Below are 16,252 nucleotides of genomic sequence, written 5' to 3' on the forward strand. Positions count from 1 at the left end.
TAAGAAAAACATCAACATGAATCCTATTACGTCGATAAGATCGAATCAGGTGATAGCCAGAGAAGTGCAAGACTATCTAATGATTGCTTTGGGGATGGTGCTTTACAGCATCGGATGGACGGTGTTCCTACTCCCGAACGATATCGTGACGGGCGGCGTGCCCGGTATTGCCTCCATCGTCTATTTTGCTACCGGACTGAAAGTACAGTATGTGTATTTCGGAGTAAATATCTTTTTATTATTGCTTTCGATTAAAATTCTGGGATGGAAGTTCAGTATCAAGACGGTTTACGGCGTTTTTATGCTGACGTCTGCTTTGACGGTCGTACAGGCGTTGACTCAGGGCATGAGATTATTGCAAGATCAGCCTTTTATGGCCTGCGTGCTGGGCGCCTCGTTCTGCGGATGCGGGTTGGGTATCGCTTTCTCGGCTAACGGCAGCGCGGGAGGAACGGATATTGTGGCCGCCATCATCAACAAATACAGAGACATTACATTGGGGCGGGTGATGATGATCTGCGACACGATCATTATTACATCCAGTTATTTTGTGCTGAAAGATTGGGAAAAAGTGGTTTACGGTTTCGTAACGCTATATGTATGCAGCTTTATGCTCGATCAGATCGTCAACAGCGCACGTCAGTCCGTGCAGTTTTTTATCATCTCCAAACGATACGAAGAAATCGGCCGCGCCATCAATGCGATGCATCGCGGGGTGACGGTGATCGATACCGTCGGGATGTACACCGGACAGCCGCAAAAGATGATGTTCGTGCTGGCCAAGAAACGGCAATCGACAACCATCTTCCGTATTATCAACGACATCGACCCCCACGCATTCATTTCGCAGAGTGCCGTCATCGGGGTTTATGGCCAAGGGTTCGACCACCTGAAAGTCAAGAAAAAGAAACCGACCGATCTTCCTGCGGAGAAACAGGCATAAACCCGAATTCTGCCGTCATTTAGCGGTCGGTGGTCTGCTTTCAGCAGTCACTATTCACTGTATTATCCTGCTCTCCTCCGTCTTTTTGTTTTCTGTATGAATGGAGACCTTTGCGTTTAAAAAAGGCCATGTTCAATTCAAACAAAGGCATTTGACCCGATTGCCCTGATCAAAGCGCATGACGAAAGGAGTAGTTAAAAAATCACCTTGTATCTTTGCCCGATAAAAAAATCAGCAACAACATTTATGAAACAAATTCAATCCGTTATATTCGATCTCGACGGCACATTGCTCGATACGATTGCAGACCTTGCGCACAGTACGAATCATGCCCTCGAACAGACGGGCTTTCCGACCCATCCTGTCGAAGCCTACAAATATTTTGTCGGGAACGGCATCAACAAGCTGTTTGAGCGTGCCTTGCCCGAAGATGAGCGAACACAGGATAACATTCTGCGTGTCCGTGAAGTTTTTCTTCCTTATTACGATGAGCATAATGCCGACTACACGCGTCCGTACGATGGAGTTTCCGATCTCCTCGCTGCGTTACAGACCGAAGGAATTGTACTCTCGGTAGCGTCGAACAAGTATCAGCGAGCAACGGAAAAGCTTGTGCGCGCTTATTTCCCGGAGATTCGTTTTGCTGCTGTCTTCGGTCAACGTCAAGGGGTGCCGGTCAAGCCCGACCCGACCATCGTGCGCAATATTTTGAAAATTACCGGTCGGTCGGTAGCCGAGACGCTCTATGTGGGTGATTCGGGTGTGGATATGCAGACTGCTGAAAACGCCGGTGTGACGTCGGTGGGCGTAACATGGGGATTCCGTCCTCTTAGCGAGTTGAATGCATGTGGCGCACAGCATGTGGCGCACACGGCGGAAGAAATCCTCCAAATCATTGCCTCGGTTTGATATTATTGCTATCTTTGCCCCCATAAGAACATTAACCCAATAAATAGTAGAAGAATATCATGTCATTTAAATTCATCACGGCCGAAGAGGCTGCCTCGTATGTAAACAACGACGACAACGTCGGATTCAGCGGATTTACGCCCGCGGGCTGTCCGAAAGTTATTCCGGAAGCCATTGCTAAAAGAGCGGAAGAAGAGCATCGTAAAGGAAATCCTTTTCAAATCGGTATGTTTACCGGCGCATCGACCGGCGACCACCTCGACGGAGCATTGGCGCGTGCCCAGGCCGTTAAATTCCGTACCCCTTACCAGTCGAATAAGGATATGCGCGCGCTGCTTAATGCCGGCGGCGCTCAGTATTTCGATATGCACCTTTCCGAGTTGGCACAGTCGTTGCGTTACGGTTTTTTAGGCAAAGTAGACGTGGCTGTCGTAGAGGCTGCCGAAGTGACGGAAGATGGTGAAATTATCCCGACGGAGGGCGTAGGAATTGTTCCAACGATCTGTCGCTTGGCCGATAAAATTCTGATTGAGCTGAACCGGTTTCATCCGAAAGAAATTCGCGGAATGCATGACATTTACGAGCCGGCCGATCCGCCGCTACGCCGCGAAATTCCGATCTATCAACCGTCCGATCGCATCGGTAAGCCCTATGTCAAGGTCGATCCGAAAAAGATCATCGGGATTGTCGAAACGAATAACGAGCCGGACGGAAGCACCTTTGCTCCGCTCGATGACGTGACATTGGCCATCGGACGTAACGTGTCGAACTTCTTAGTAAACGAAATGAAAGCCGGACGTATTCCGGCATCGTTCCTGCCCTTGCAGAGCGGTGTGGGAAATGTGGCCAACGCCGTACTCGGATGCATGGGCGAGAATAAGGAAATACCCGCATTCAATATTTATACGGAGGTGATTCAGGATGCCGTCATCAAGTTGATGGAGGAAGGACGTGTCAAGTTCGCAAGCGGCTGTTCGTTGAGTGTCAGCCGGGAGGCTATGAAAGAAATCTATTCGCGCCTCGACTTCTTCAAAGATAAGCTTCTGCTTCGTCCCGAAGAAATTTCGAACAATCCCGAACTTGTGCGCCGTATGGGATTGATCACGATCAATACCGCGCTCGAAGCCGATATCTTCGGCAACATTAACTCGACTCACGTATTGGGCACGAAGATGATGAACGGAATCGGCGGCTCGGGAGACTTCACGCGCTCGGCATATCTTTCGATCTTTACCACGCCCTCGACAGCGAAAGACGGAAAAATCAGCGCTTTCGTTCCGATGGTTTCGCACCTTGATCATAGCGAACACTCTGTGAAGATTATTATTTCCGAATACGGAGTGGCCGATTTGCGCGGCAAGTCACCGATACAGCGTGCGCACGAAATCATCGACAACTGCGTACATCCCGACTATCGTCCATTGCTGAACGAATACCTCAACATGGGCATCAAAGGACATACGCAACAGAATCTCGATTGTTGCTTCGCGTTCCACAAAGAGTTTGCGAAAAGCGGAGACATGCGTAACGTGAAGCTCGCATAAGCTTCGATACGGCTTGCTTGGCGGTGTGTCATAACATTGTGTTTTGACACACCTTTTCGCAACCGGCTGAAAAAATCCCCGCCATGAACCTGTTTGATCAATCGGGTGTGATTGGCGGGGAAAATTGTTTCCGGACCTCTCCGGAGATGATAACGATTTCGTGTTAAAGAGAGCGCTATACGGATACTCTTTGAGGATTAAAATTTTTCTTTATCGGACATGAAGCAGGAAAATATGTTCGCTGTGGAAAGGTGAAGGACATGCCGATTAGTATTTCTGATAAAAATCATCTACCTTTGCCATGCAGTTCTTCATAACTAATCGACCAAAGGATAATGAACGAAATTAAAAACATGAACCGTGCGGCGGACAACATCCGTATTCTTGCCGCATCGATGGTAGAAAAAGCAAAGTCCGGACATCCCGGAGGTGCAATGGGCGGAGCCGATTTCGTAAACGTACTCTTCGCCGAGTTTCTTAATTATAATCCGGATCAGCCGGATTATCCCTATCGTGACCGGTTTTTCCTCGATCCCGGACACATGTCGCCCATGCTGTATGGGGTTCTGGCGTTGGCGGGATTGATGCCTGCCGCAGAACTGGAAAATTTTCGCCAATGGGGGAGCCAGACTCCCGGTCATCCCGAAGTAGATGTGCTTCACGGCATTGAGAACACCTCCGGCCCACTCGGTCAAGGCCATGCGATGGCGCTCGGTGCAGCGATTGCCGAACGTTTTATGACGGCGCGCTTCGGTGAGTGGATGGCTCACAAAACGTACGTCTATATTTCCGACGGCGGTATTCAGGAAGAAGTCTCGCAGGGGGTAGGGCGAGTAGCCGGGCATCTCGGACTGCATAACTTTATCATGTATTATGACGCAAACAATATCCAGCTCTCGACCAAAGTCGACGAAGTGACTTCGGAAGATATTGCCGCCAAATATCGGGCATGGAATTGGAATGTCCTCTCTATCGACGGATGTTCGGTCGAAGAAATTCGCGAAGCATTGCAAGCGGCGAATAAGGAGAAGGAACGTCCGACGCTGATTATCGGTCGTACGGTAATGGGTAAAGGGGCAGTCGATGCTAAGGGAGCAAGCTATGAAGACAAAGTATCGACTCACGGTCAGCCACTCTCGGCTGCCGGCGCCGACATCGATGCGACGATCAGAAATCTTGGCGGTGACCCCAAGAAGCCGTTCGCGATCTTTCCCGAAGTGCAAAAAATGTATGCCGATCGGAAGAAAGCGCTTCGCACATGGTTTTTGGCACAGCAAAAGAACGAAGAAAAATTCCGCAAAGGCCATCCGGAATTATCGGCTAAATTAGACCTTTTCCTTAGCGGAAAGCTCGCGAAGATCAACTATTCATCGATTAAGATGAAAGAACATATTGCGACGCGTGCCGCATCATCTACGATGCTGGGGCTCTATGCGCAGCAAGTTGAAAATATGGTTGTGGCATCGGCCGACCTGAGTAATTCGGACAAGACCGACGGATTTCTGAAGCATACGCATGCTTTCCGGAAAGGAGATTTCTCCGGACAATTTTTGCAGATGGGAGTCAGTGAATTGACCATGGCCTGCATCATGAACGGCATGGCGCTGCATGGCGGCATCATCCCCGTTTGCGGTACGTTCTTTGTCTTCTCGGATTATATGAAGCCTGCCGTTCGGTTGGCGGCGTTGATGCGACTGCATGTCATTTATGTATGGACGCACGACTCGTTCCGTGTCGGCGAAGACGGACCGACTCATCAACCGGTTGAGCACGAAGCCCAACTGCGCCTATTGGAGCATCTGCACAATCACAAGGGCAAACGCTCGATGGTTGTTTTGCGTCCGGCCGATGCGGAAGAAACAATCTACGCGTGGAAGATCGCTCTCGAAGAAAATCGTCCGACCGCGCTCGTGCTCTCTCGTCAGGATATCGTCAACCTGCCGGCCGCAAGCGGTAATCGTCGTAAAGAAGCCCGCCAGATAGTGAAAGGCGGATATATTGTCAGCGACTGCGAAGGTAAGCCCGACGTGGTGATGCTGGCCAGCGGATCGGAAGTCGCTACCCTTGTCGAGGGGGCGGCTAAACTAACGAAAGCGGGTGTTAAAACGCGGGTTGTGTCGGTGCCGTCCGAAGGACTGTTTCGCGAACAGAAGGCCGATTACCAAGAGCATGTCCTACCCAAAGGAGTTAGACGATTCGGTCTTACTTCGGGATTGCCCGTTACATTACAAGGATTGGTAGGCGATAACGGAGTTATTCACGGATTACCCGAATTCGGTTACTCGGCACCGTATAAGGTGCTCGACAAAAAACTGGGCTATACGGGTGAAAACGTGTGTCGGTTGGTGAAAAAGATGCTGAACAAGTAAAGTCGTAAGATGGAGACAAAAACGATCGGATTTGCAAGCGACCATGCGGGGTTTGTCCTTAAAAACACATTGTTGGATTACATGGAAGCTAAAGGATATACGTGTCACGACTTTGGAACTCATTCGGAAGAGAGTTGCGACTATCCCGACTTTGCGCATTTGCTGGCCAGAGCGGTCGAAGCGGCGCAGGTAGATCGTGGGATAGCACTCTGTGGTACGGGCAACGGAATTGCCATGGCATTGAACAAGCATCAGGGGATTCGGGCGGCCATTAGCTGGAACAACGAGATGGCACGGCTGACGCGCGCGCACAACGATGCCAATATTCTGGTGTTGCCGGCACGCTTCATCACTCCCGACGAAGCCAAAGCCATGGCCGATATCTTTTTCTCGACTTCATTCGACGGCGGACGCCATCAGCGGCGTATCGATAAAATTCCGGAGCCGTTTTAAAACGTATTCTTGAGGACGGTGTGTAAGAACATTTCGTTTTTACACGCCCTTAAGATAAAGGAACGCTTCCTTAAGGTTAAGGATCGTCTCCTTAAGATGAAGGAACACTTCCTTAAGGTTAAGGATCGTTTCCTTAAGATGAAGGAACATCTCCTTAAGGTTAAGGATGGCTTCCTTAAGATGAAGGAACGCTTCCTTAAGGTTAAGGATCGTTTCCTTAAGATGAAGGATCGCTTCCTTAAGATATTTTCTTATCAATGGAGGACGAAATGGCCCTCAATCCGTATCCGAAATCGAATTTTGTTGAGTATTACGGCTTGTCATTTCGTTCAGATATGTTTCGATATGACGCTTTTTCTTTTCTTCCAGAATCTCGTCGGTGGCAATCAGGATGCCTGTTTCTTCGACATTGCCGAACTCGCGGTTGATGGCTGTGCCGAACGTGCGCATCTTAGGCGAAAGGCTCATATACGCACTGACTAAGGGAGGGACATTGATACCGTATTTCCTCACTTCGTGATTTAACACTCTGAGGTTGTCTTTGAAATGATCGTGGCAGAAAAGTTGCTTCATTTTTTCTTCGTCCATTCCCGTCTGTAGGGGGGAGATCGGCTCAACCAATTGGTCGGGGTCAGGGAAATGCAGGCGGAGAAAGTATAGAATCATATCTCGCGCTTCGACGTTGTAGGTCGTGTACATCGTGACTTTTCCATAGAAATATTTCATGGCCGGATCGATGACGGTCAATGCGCCTAATCCGTCCCACAAGTTATCGAGAACAAAAATCCCTTTGGTTCGTCCGAGCGTTGCCTGATAATCGAGCGAAACGAACGAGCGTCCCAGTTCAACCGTATAAGGCAGGTAATCGGCCAAAAAACGTTTCGAAAAATGAAACAGATGTGCCGTAGCCAGAATGGGTTTTCCCGCCGTATCGTATTGTACATCCGACCCGAAGAGAAAACGATAGCCCCCCAGTATTTGCTCGTCTTCCGGGCTCCAAACAATCAGTTGGCGGTAGCCATGTTCCATGGTGTCAAACTCGTCGATATCAGCCGATTTTCCCGTACCTCCGCCGTAATGACGAAAAGCGATTTCGCGTTGACGTCCGATTTCGCGCATGATGTTCGGAGAGTCATGTGCCGTCACGATATAGATTTCGTTGTCCGATTTATTCGTCCGCCGCAATCGTTTCTCCGGAGTCAATTCTTTTTTCAGCAAGGCCGTTTCGACCGGCCGGATAATTTTCTGCATACGTTTATTTTTCGCTCAACTGATAGACTTTCTGTTTGACCCATTCAGCCCATTCAGCGGGTTTCTTACTCCCGTCGAACGTTTGCCAGGGGATTGGTTTTCCTATATAAACATGAAATGTTTGATGTTTGTTCCGAAACATTTCGTCGGGCAAATAAAGCATTTCAAGATTCATTTTCATGCCCAGTCGCTTGCGGATACGTGCCAGACGATAGAAGAAGTCGGAGTTACGCCCTTCGAAGAAAACGGGGACTACGTCTCGATGGTATTTAACGGCGTTTCGCACGAAGGATTTTTTCCATTCCGTGTCTTCGATACGTCCGTTTTGTTTGCGTGAACAGAGGCCGGCCGGGAAAGTGAGTATCTGACGGTCGGAGGTGAAAGCCTCATCGAGTCGTAAAGCGGCTTCTTTCGTTTGGGCGCCGTGCTTGTTGATCGGGATAAAAATAGAGCGCAGGTTCGGGATAAACAGGAGCAGGTCGTTGACGAGGCAACGGATCTGCTCTCCATATCGTTTGCCCAGCAGCGCTGTCAGACAAATGCCGTCCAGCCCGCCTAACGGATGGTTCGACACGAAGAGGTATCGTCCTTCCGGTGACGGCAGATGCTCTTCGCCGATGAGGCGCATGGTCAGATCGAATTCGCGGATCAGCGCATCCATGAAAGCCACACCGTCGAGGGCGGCGTAGCGTTTGAGGATACAGTTCAATTCGTCCTGATGAATCGTGCGAATCAGATAATTCACGACACATGCAGGAATTTTTTTCGAAGTTCGGGGCGCTTTCTCACGTAAGACGCGGCGCACATCGATGATTGGTGTTTGTGCTTCCATCGACCGACAAAGATAAGCAGATGCCGCTTATAAAAGCACTTTTTCGCTGTTTTTTTGTGTTCTTCTTCTGATGAGGAAGTAAGATGTCGACGTTGCAGGCGTGTCGTTATGGGTTGAATGGTTATGTGAAACTTCCGAAAGTATCTGGGAGTATATGTTCTGCGGCGGCAACGTGTGTCGTTTCCGCGGAAAAAGCCTTGAAATCGGTACGACGACGTCATTCTGCGAAACTACTTACCGGAGAAAAATGGGGTTGTTGAAAACTTTCCTTCTCAAACGGTTAGCAAATTCTTGAGAATGTGTACTTTTACGGCTTGTTAAGAGTGTTTGCAAATTGATCGCTTGCGAAAAGACATTGAGAATGAACAAAAAAGAAAGCATTTATCATATCCCGGCTTTGTTCGATGAAAGTCTGGACGGCTTAGCCGTTCGGCCTTCGGGTGTTTATGTCGATGTCACTTTCGGAGGCGGCGGGCACAGTCGTGGTATTCTGAGCCGTCTGGGTGAGGAAGGAAGACTTTACGGGTTTGATCAGGATGCCGATGCGGAAGCGAATATTCCGGACGACCGTCGTTTTGTTTTTGTTCGCAGTAATTTCCGTTATTTGTCCAACTTCCTTCGTTATCACGGCGTATCACAGATCGATGGACTTTTGGCTGACCTCGGCGTATCGTCCCATCACTTCGACAACGAGGCGCGGGGGTTTTCTTTTCGCTTCGATCAGGCTTTGGACATGCGGATGAACAATCGTGCGGGACAAACGGCTTTTGATGTTCTCAATACGTATCCGGAAGAAAAACTAAGCGATCTGCTGTATCATTACGGGGAGTTGAAGGAGGCGCGAAAAATAGCCTCACTTTTGGTTCGATCACGTAGCGAGCAACCGATCGTGTCAAGCCAGACATTGCTCGAGCGGTTACAGCCATTCGTTCGTAAAGAAAAAGAGAAAAAGTTTTTGGCACAGGTCTTTCAAGCCCTACGTATCGAGGTGAACGATGAAATGAATGCTTTGCGGGAGATGTTGCAGCAGGCCTTGAAAGTTCTGAAGCCGGGCGGGCGACTGGTTGTTATCACGTACCATTCGCTCGAAGATCGGCTGGTGAAGCATTTTATGCGGAGTGGCAATTTCGAGGGGGAGAACAAACAGGATTTTTTCGGCAACCGGCTAAGTCCTTTCCGTTTGATAAATAATAAAGTGATCACACCTTCGGAGGCGGAAATCGACAGGAATCCTCGTGCTCGGAGCGCGAAATTACGGATCGCAGAAAAAATAACATGACATGAGTGAAACAAACAAAATAAATCCGAAAAAAAAACGGCAGTTATCTCCGCTCTATATTCTGGGAGGAGGTATTCTGAAAGAAGATTTCATTGTCAGGCATACGAAACTGATCGTACTAATCGTCGGTTTGATGTTTGTATTTATCAGCAATCGCTATACGTGTTTGCTGAAACTGCGCGAAATCGATAAGTTGCAGCAGGAGCTGAAAGATGTGAAATACGAATCGTTGGCTATTTCGGGACAGTTGACAGGAAACAATCGTCTGTCGCAGATTGAATTGTTGGTAAAAGAAAGGGGGCTGGATCTGGAAAGTCCTCAGACACCTCCTTACATCATACAGAAATAAAAGTTATAGTATGGCGAGGTCTGAAAAAGAAGAAATGGAAGAAAAAGAGTCGGGCGACGGACATGTTCTGACACGTTACCTGATTGTCGTATTGCTGCTTTTGCCGGTAGTAATCGGGATTCTTTTCTTTACTTTCAAAGTCGCTTTTGTCGAAAAAGACAAATGGAACAAAGTGGCCGAGAGCCAGAAAAAACCTAACCGGTTAGTGAACCCTAACCGTGGAAATATCTATTCGGCCGACGGCAAGTTGTTAGCAACCAGTGTACCCCGGTACTATCTATACATGGACTTTCAGGCCAGCGGATTTCAGAAAGGTTCAACAAAGTCCAAAGCCAATCTCGACACTTTCATGCACTCCCGTCGAAACGGTATCGATTCGCTTTCCTATTATCTTTCCCGAAAGCTTAAGAATCGTTCGGCCGCAGGATATAAGGCACATTTGCTACGTGGACTCAAGTCGAAAAGCCGACAATATCCCGTGTACGAAGGGCGCATTTCATACATTGATTTGAAAGAAATCCGTCAGTATCCGTTTTTCCGCTTTGGCCGGAACGTGAGCGGACTCTACGAAAAAGAAATGGTACAACGACAGAAACTGTTCGGTACTTTAGCTTCGCGCACCATCGGCGACATTTACAACGAAATTGAGACAGGCGGACTCTCGAAAGGTAAAAATGGGTTGGAGTTGGAATACGATACGTTGCTGCACGGTCAGGCAGGCTATAACTCCGTGATGCGGGTAGGTGGCCGGTGGACAAACGTGATTGCGGAGGAACCCGTCGATGGGTTTGATATCCAAACAACCATCGACACGCATATACAAGATTTGACCGAAAAAGCCTTGGTGAATAAACTGAAAGAGCTTGATGCCGCCTCCGGAATCGCTGTGGTTATGGAGGTGCAGACCGGTGAGATCAAGGCCATATCGAATATGGAACGTGTACGTCCCGGTGTCTATACCGAGACGAAAAACCATGCCGTGGCCGATGAAATCGAACCCGGATCGACTTTCAAGGTGGCTGCCATGATGGTCGCCATCGAAGACGAGATATGCACTCCCGAAACGCCGATTGATGTCGGAAACGGGACTTACACCGTCAGCGGACGTACCATCAGGGATCATAATGCCCATCGAGGAGGATACGGAACGATTACGGCGGCTCAAAGCATCTGGTACTCTTCCAATGTGGGGGTCGCTAAAATCGTATTGAAAGGCTACGGCAGTCATCCGAAAAAATTCACGGATGGCCTTAAACGAACCGGAGTAGATGCCGATCTCCGTTTAGAGATACCGGGAGCGGGACGTGCCAAGATACGTACACCGGAAAGCCGGAACTGGTCGAGACTGACTTTGCCATGGATGTCGTTCGGTTACGAAGTTCAAATCCCGCCGATCAACACCTTGACTTTTTTCAACGCCATTGCGAACGACGGTAAGATGGTGCGCCCCATGTTTGTGAAGAGCATTACCCATAACGGCAAAGAAGTCCAATCTTTCTCGACCGAAGTCATTCGTTCGTCTGTCTGCTCTTCCCGTACCCTGAAAATAATACAGGAGATGCTTTATAACGTGGTGAACTACAAAGATCCTGACGGACGTCGTGACGGTACAGGCAAACCCGCCAAGTCAGATGTAGTAACCATTGCAGGAAAAACAGGTACGGCACAGATTGCCGCGTCGAGTGCGGCGCATAATGTGTCGTTCTGTGGATATTTTCCTTACGAAAACCCGAAATATTCGTGTATTGTCGTCGTCTCGCGACCGCGTAACGGATCGCCTTCGGGCGGGTTGATGGCCGGCACGGTCTTCAAAGAAATTGCGGAGAAAACGTATTCGCATCAGATTACATTGAACCTCCGTACCATCGCAAAAGAGGCAGGCAGTGTGGCGATACCCGCCGTGAAGAACGGTGATGCACGAGCCGCGAAGTATGTGATAGAAGAACTGGATATCAATGCCTCGTCGAAGCGAATCGCTTCCGAATATGCTGTTTACGCGCGTAGTACAGGAAAAGATACGCTTCGGGTGAGAGAACTGACGCATCGCAAGGGATTGGTACCCTACGTCGTAGGCATGGGAGCCAGAGATGCCGTATATGCATTGGAGAAATCGGGACTTCGCGTCAGTCTTTCGGGCAGAGGCCAAGTGGTTTCGCAGTCTGTCGCACCCGGTCAGCGGATCGTGAAAGGACAAACCGTCGAAATCGTGTTAAAAGATTAAAGAAACAGAACAATGAAATTAAACACATTAATAAAGAATTTACCGATAAAGCGCGTTCACGGCGATGACGCTTGCGAAGTATCGGGCATTCATTCCGACTCGCGCCAAATAAGCGAAGGCATGCTCTTTGTCGCTGTCAGCGGAACGACCGTTGACGGGCACGATTATATCGGAAAGGCTATTGAAAAAGGAGCGGCGGCGGTTGTCTGCGAGAAAATCCCGGATAGCGTGGAGGGGTATAACCTCCCGTTTGTTGTTGTTTCCGATACGGCGGCTGCTTTGGGGCAAATGCTGGATACATGGTATGATCATCCGTCGTCGAAGCTGACATTGATCGGGATAACCGGAACAAACGGAAAAACAACTGTTGCCACGTTGCTTTATCATTTATTCGGCCGCTTAGGATATAAATGTGGACTGATCTCTACGGTATGCAACTATATCGGCGACAAAGCGATACCGACAGATCACACCACTCCCGATGCCGTGACACTGCATGCACTCGTCGCACAGATGGCCAAGGCCGGATGTACCTATGTGTTCATGGAGGTGAGTTCACATGCTATCGATCAGCAACGTATCAGTGGACTGACATATCGAGGTGGTATTTTTACAAACCTCTCCCGCGATCATTTGGATTATCATAAAACGGTTGAGCATTATCTGAAAGCGAAAAAAAGATTTTTCGATGACCTGCCGGCCACCGCCTTCGCCTTAACGAATGCCGACGAGAAATCGGGGATGGTGATGCTGCAAAATACGGCCGCAACGAAACGGACTTACTCGTTGCAAACCGTCGCCGATTTCAAAGGGAAAATACTGGAGACGCATTTCGAAGGGACAGAACTTTTGATTAACGGTAAGGAGATCTCCGTTCATTTTGTCGGCCGTTTCAATGCCTCGAATCTGCTGGCCGTTTACGGTACAGCCGTCAGTTTGGGACAAGACCCGGAGACGGTGCTCGTTGTGCTGAGTGATCTGCGCTCCGTCACTGGACGTTTCGAGACGATCCCTTCCCCCCTCGAATATACGGCGATTGTCGACTATGCGCACACGCCGGATGCTTTGACCAATGTATTGAACAGTATCCATGATGTACTACGCGGTAACGGACGCGTCATTACGGTCGTTGGCGCCGGAGGAAACCGGGACAAAGGCAAACGCCCGCTGATGGCCAAAGAAGCTGCGAAACTTAGCGACCAACTGATTCTGACCTCCGATAATCCGCGTTTTGAAGATCCGGAAGCCATCATCGAAGAGATGCTGGCAGGACTATCTCCCGGCGATACGGAACGTACGCTTTGCATTACCGATCGCAAGCAGGCAATCAAAACCGCCACTTGTTTAGCGAAGAAAGGCGATGTGATTCTGGTAGCCGGCAAAGGTCATGAGGACTATCAGGAAATCAACGGAATAAAACATCACTTCGACGATCGCGAGATTTTACGAACGATTTTTGCAACTCAACATCCATAATATCACCATGCTTTACGAACTGTTTAACTATCTCGATCAACTTGATATCCCCGGAGCCGGCGTATTCAAATATGTTTCGTTCCGCTCCGTGATGGCATTTATTCTGGCCTTGTTCATCTCGACAACTATCGGACGCCGAATCATCGACAAATTACAAAAACTGCAAATCGGAGAGGTTGTTCGCGACCTCGGTCTTGAAGGGCAGATGAGCAAAAAAGGTACCCCGACGATGGGAGGGATTATCATCATCATTGCCATCATTATTCCGATCCTGCTGTTTGCACGGCTTAATAATATCTATCTCATTATTATGCTGATCACGACGGTGTGGCTGGGGGCCTTAGGCTTCGCCGACGATTACATCAAAGTCTTCAAAAAAGATAAGGAAGGACTGCACGGGCGGTTCAAGATCGTTGCGCAAGTCGGTCTGGGGCTGATCGTCGGACTGACGCTCTATTTCAGTCCTGACGCGGTGATCCGTGAGAATATGGAGATACGCAGTGCTTCGGAAAACACCCTCGAAGAAGTACGGTTTCACCCCGATATGATCAAATCGACCCAGACGACCATTCCATTTGTTAAAAACAACAATTTCGATTATGCGGTTTTGGCAGAGTGGGCCGGAGATTACAAAACGGAAGTGACATGGATCATTTTTATCCTGATTACCATCTTTGTCGTGACGGCTGTTTCGAACGGTACGAACCTGACCGACGGTCTCGATGGCCTAGCTGCCGGTAGTTCCGCCATCATCGGGGTGGCGCTTGGTATATTGGCGTATACGTCTTCACATTTCGAGTTTGCCTCGTTCCTGAATATCATGTTTATCCCCGGAGCAGAGGAATTGGTAATCTTTGCTTCGGCCTTTATCGGAGCGACGATCGGCTTTCTTTGGTACAATGCTTTCCCGGCTCAGGTATTTATGGGAGATACGGGAAGCTTAACTTTGGGGGGGATCATCGCGGTCTTTGCGATCATCATTCATAAGGAGTTGCTTATCCCGATTCTTTGCGGCGTGTTCTTCGCCGAAACGCTTTCGGTCATGATTCAGGTTGCCTATTTTAAGTATACGAAAAAGCGATACAGCGAAGGGCGGCGAGTGTTTAAGATGACTCCGTTGCATCATCATTTCCAGAAACCGGGGAAAAGCGGTATACAAGCGCTGATACAAAAGCCGTATAATGTCATTCCCGAGTCCAAAATCGTCGTCCGGTTCTGGCTCATCGGAATTATTTTGGCTGCTGTCGCTATCATCACTTTAAAATTAAGGTGATTATGAAAAAGCGAATGGTAATATTGGGAGCGGGAGAGAGTGGAGCGGGCGCTTCGGTGCTGGCCAAAGCGAAAGGCTTTGATGTGTTCGTCTCGGACCACGGAAGCATCCTGCCGAAATATAAGCAAATCATGGATGAACGTGGGATTCTCTGGGAAGAGAGCGGACATACCGAATCGGCAATTCTGGACGCAGACGAGATCATTAAGAGTCCCGGCATTCCGGATGAGGCACCGATCGTGAGAAAAGCGATAGAGAAAGGTATTCCGATCATTTCCGAAATCGAATTTGCCGGGCGTTATACCGATGCGACGATGATCTGTATCACCGGAAGTAACGGCAAAACGACAACGACCTTACTTACGTACCATATCCTCAAAGAAGCGGGGCTGGACGTAGGATTAGCAGGGAATGTGGGGAACAGTCTGGCGTTTCAGGTAGCTGAATCGCCACATGCGTATTATGTCATAGAACTGAGCAGTTTCCAGTTGGATAATATGTACGAGTTCAAGGCCGATATTGCGGTATTGCTGAACATCACGCCCGACCATCTGGATCGCTATCGGCATTGTATGCAGAACTATGTCGATGCTAAATTTCGTATTCTCCGCAATCAGACAGAGAAAGATGCGTTTATTTATTGGAATGATGACCCCATCATCCGAAAGGAAATGGAGCGGCATCGTCCGAAGGCGACAACGTATCCGTTCTCCGATACGTTTCATCCGGAGCTGAAAGGCTATATCAAAGAAAAACAAATGATAATCCAAACGTTAAACGGAACATTCACAATGGATCAAGAAGCAATTGCCCTCAGAGGCACGCACAATCTTTATAATACGATGGCTGCCGGCATAGCCGCGAAGATTCTGGACATCCGCGACGAGAAGATCAGAGCATCCCTCAGTGGTTTTCCCGGAGTGGCGCATCGTCTGGAGATGGTTGCACGTATACGGGGCGTCGATTACATCAACGACTCGAAAGCGACGAACGTCAACTCGTGCTGGTATGCCTTACAGAGTATCAATACCAAGATGGTGCTTATTCTGGGAGGTACGGATAAAGGCAACGATTATTCCGAGATTGAATCGCTCGTATTAAAGAAGGTACGTGCATTGATTTTTCTGGGAGTAGACAATCAGAAGCTGCACGCCTTTTTCGATGGGAAAATCGCCCGGATCGAGGATGCCGGATCGATGGAAGAGGCTGTTAACAAGGCTTACCGCTTAGCCGAGAAAGGTGATACCGTACTGCTCTCGCCGTGCTGTGCCAGCTTCGATTTGTTCGATAATTACGAGGATCGCGGCGATCAGTTCAAGAAGTGTGTACGTAACTTGTAATTCGTCAAGCAGG

General features: G+C 48.9%; 13 protein-coding genes. 11 read left to right on the forward strand and 2 right to left on the reverse strand.

Annotation, left to right across the window (positions count from 1 at the left end):
- The first annotated feature begins 16 nt into the window (after positions 1–16).
- The 5 genes from EII41_RS00910 to rpiB all read left to right on the forward strand — a co-directional run bounded on the left by EII41_RS00910 (position 17) and on the right by rpiB (position 6,218).
- Positions 17–943: a YitT family protein gene (locus tag EII41_RS00910; RefSeq protein WP_124750296.1), complete on the forward strand. Its 927-nt coding sequence runs from the start codon at positions 17–19 to the stop codon at positions 941–943.
- Between the two features lie 246 nt (positions 944–1,189).
- Positions 1,190–1,852, forward strand: coding sequence for an HAD family hydrolase (locus EII41_RS00915; protein WP_124789052.1), 663 nt, complete (start codon positions 1,190–1,192; stop codon positions 1,850–1,852).
- Positions 1,853–1,911: 59 nt separating this feature from the next.
- On the forward strand, positions 1,912–3,396 hold the full coding sequence (locus tag EII41_RS00920; RefSeq protein WP_124750294.1) for an acetyl-CoA hydrolase/transferase family protein: 1,485 nt from the start codon (positions 1,912–1,914) through the stop codon (positions 3,394–3,396).
- A gap of 335 nt (positions 3,397–3,731) precedes the next feature.
- Positions 3,732–5,765: a transketolase family protein gene (locus EII41_RS00925; RefSeq protein WP_124789053.1), complete on the forward strand. Its 2,034-nt coding sequence runs from the start codon at positions 3,732–3,734 to the stop codon at positions 5,763–5,765.
- 9 nt (positions 5,766–5,774) lie between these two features.
- Positions 5,775–6,218 carry a ribose 5-phosphate isomerase B gene (gene rpiB, locus EII41_RS00930; RefSeq protein ID WP_124750292.1) on the forward strand — a complete coding sequence of 148 codons (444 nt, stop codon included), beginning with the start codon at positions 5,775–5,777 and terminating at the stop codon, positions 6,216–6,218.
- 276 nt (positions 6,219–6,494) lie between these two features.
- Here the strand turns inward: rpiB and EII41_RS00935 are convergent, their stop codons facing one another.
- Together EII41_RS00935 and EII41_RS00940 are read right to left on the reverse strand one after the other, a co-directional pair.
- Positions 6,495–7,469 (reverse strand): GNAT family N-acetyltransferase, encoded by a 975-nt coding sequence (locus tag EII41_RS00935; protein ID WP_124789054.1) that lies wholly within the window; start codon positions 7,467–7,469, stop codon positions 6,495–6,497.
- A 4-nt stretch (positions 7,470–7,473) separates the two neighbouring features.
- Entirely contained in the window at positions 7,474–8,301 is an 828-nt protein-coding gene (locus EII41_RS00940; protein ID WP_124789055.1) for a 1-acyl-sn-glycerol-3-phosphate acyltransferase, read from the reverse strand.
- Between the two features lie 361 nt (positions 8,302–8,662).
- Here EII41_RS00940 and rsmH point away from each other — a divergent pair, with 361 nt between their 5' ends.
- The 6 genes from rsmH to murD are packed head-to-tail and all read left to right on the forward strand — an operon-like array spanning position 8,663 to position 16,239.
- Entirely contained in the window at positions 8,663–9,580 is a 918-nt protein-coding gene (gene rsmH / locus EII41_RS00945; RefSeq protein ID WP_124789056.1) for a 16S rRNA (cytosine(1402)-N(4))-methyltransferase RsmH, read from the forward strand.
- A 1-nt stretch (position 9,581) separates the two neighbouring features.
- The gene (locus tag EII41_RS00950; RefSeq protein ID WP_124750288.1) at positions 9,582–9,929 is read left to right on the forward strand and encodes an FtsL-like putative cell division protein; all 348 of its coding nucleotides are present in this window, start codon (positions 9,582–9,584) and stop codon (positions 9,927–9,929) included.
- A 10-nt stretch (positions 9,930–9,939) separates the two neighbouring features.
- Positions 9,940–12,150, forward strand: a complete 2,211-nt coding sequence (locus EII41_RS00955; protein ID WP_124789057.1) for a penicillin-binding protein — start codon at positions 9,940–9,942, stop codon at positions 12,148–12,150.
- Between the two features lie 12 nt (positions 12,151–12,162).
- Positions 12,163–13,626, forward strand: coding sequence for a UDP-N-acetylmuramoyl-L-alanyl-D-glutamate--2,6-diaminopimelate ligase (locus tag EII41_RS00960; protein ID WP_124789058.1), 1,464 nt, complete (start codon positions 12,163–12,165; stop codon positions 13,624–13,626).
- A gap of 7 nt (positions 13,627–13,633) precedes the next feature.
- Positions 13,634–14,899 carry a phospho-N-acetylmuramoyl-pentapeptide-transferase gene (gene mraY, locus EII41_RS00965; protein WP_124789059.1) on the forward strand — a complete coding sequence of 422 codons (1,266 nt, stop codon included), beginning with the start codon at positions 13,634–13,636 and terminating at the stop codon, positions 14,897–14,899.
- A 2-nt stretch (positions 14,900–14,901) separates the two neighbouring features.
- Positions 14,902–16,239, forward strand: a complete 1,338-nt coding sequence (gene murD / locus EII41_RS00970) for a UDP-N-acetylmuramoyl-L-alanine--D-glutamate ligase (RefSeq protein ID WP_124789060.1) — start codon at positions 14,902–14,904, stop codon at positions 16,237–16,239.
- Positions 16,240–16,252: the final 13 nt, after the last annotated feature.

It is taken from the genome of Tannerella forsythia (assembly GCF_003860135.1).
Taxonomy (GTDB): Bacteria; Bacteroidota; Bacteroidia; order Bacteroidales; family Tannerellaceae; genus Tannerella; species Tannerella forsythia_A.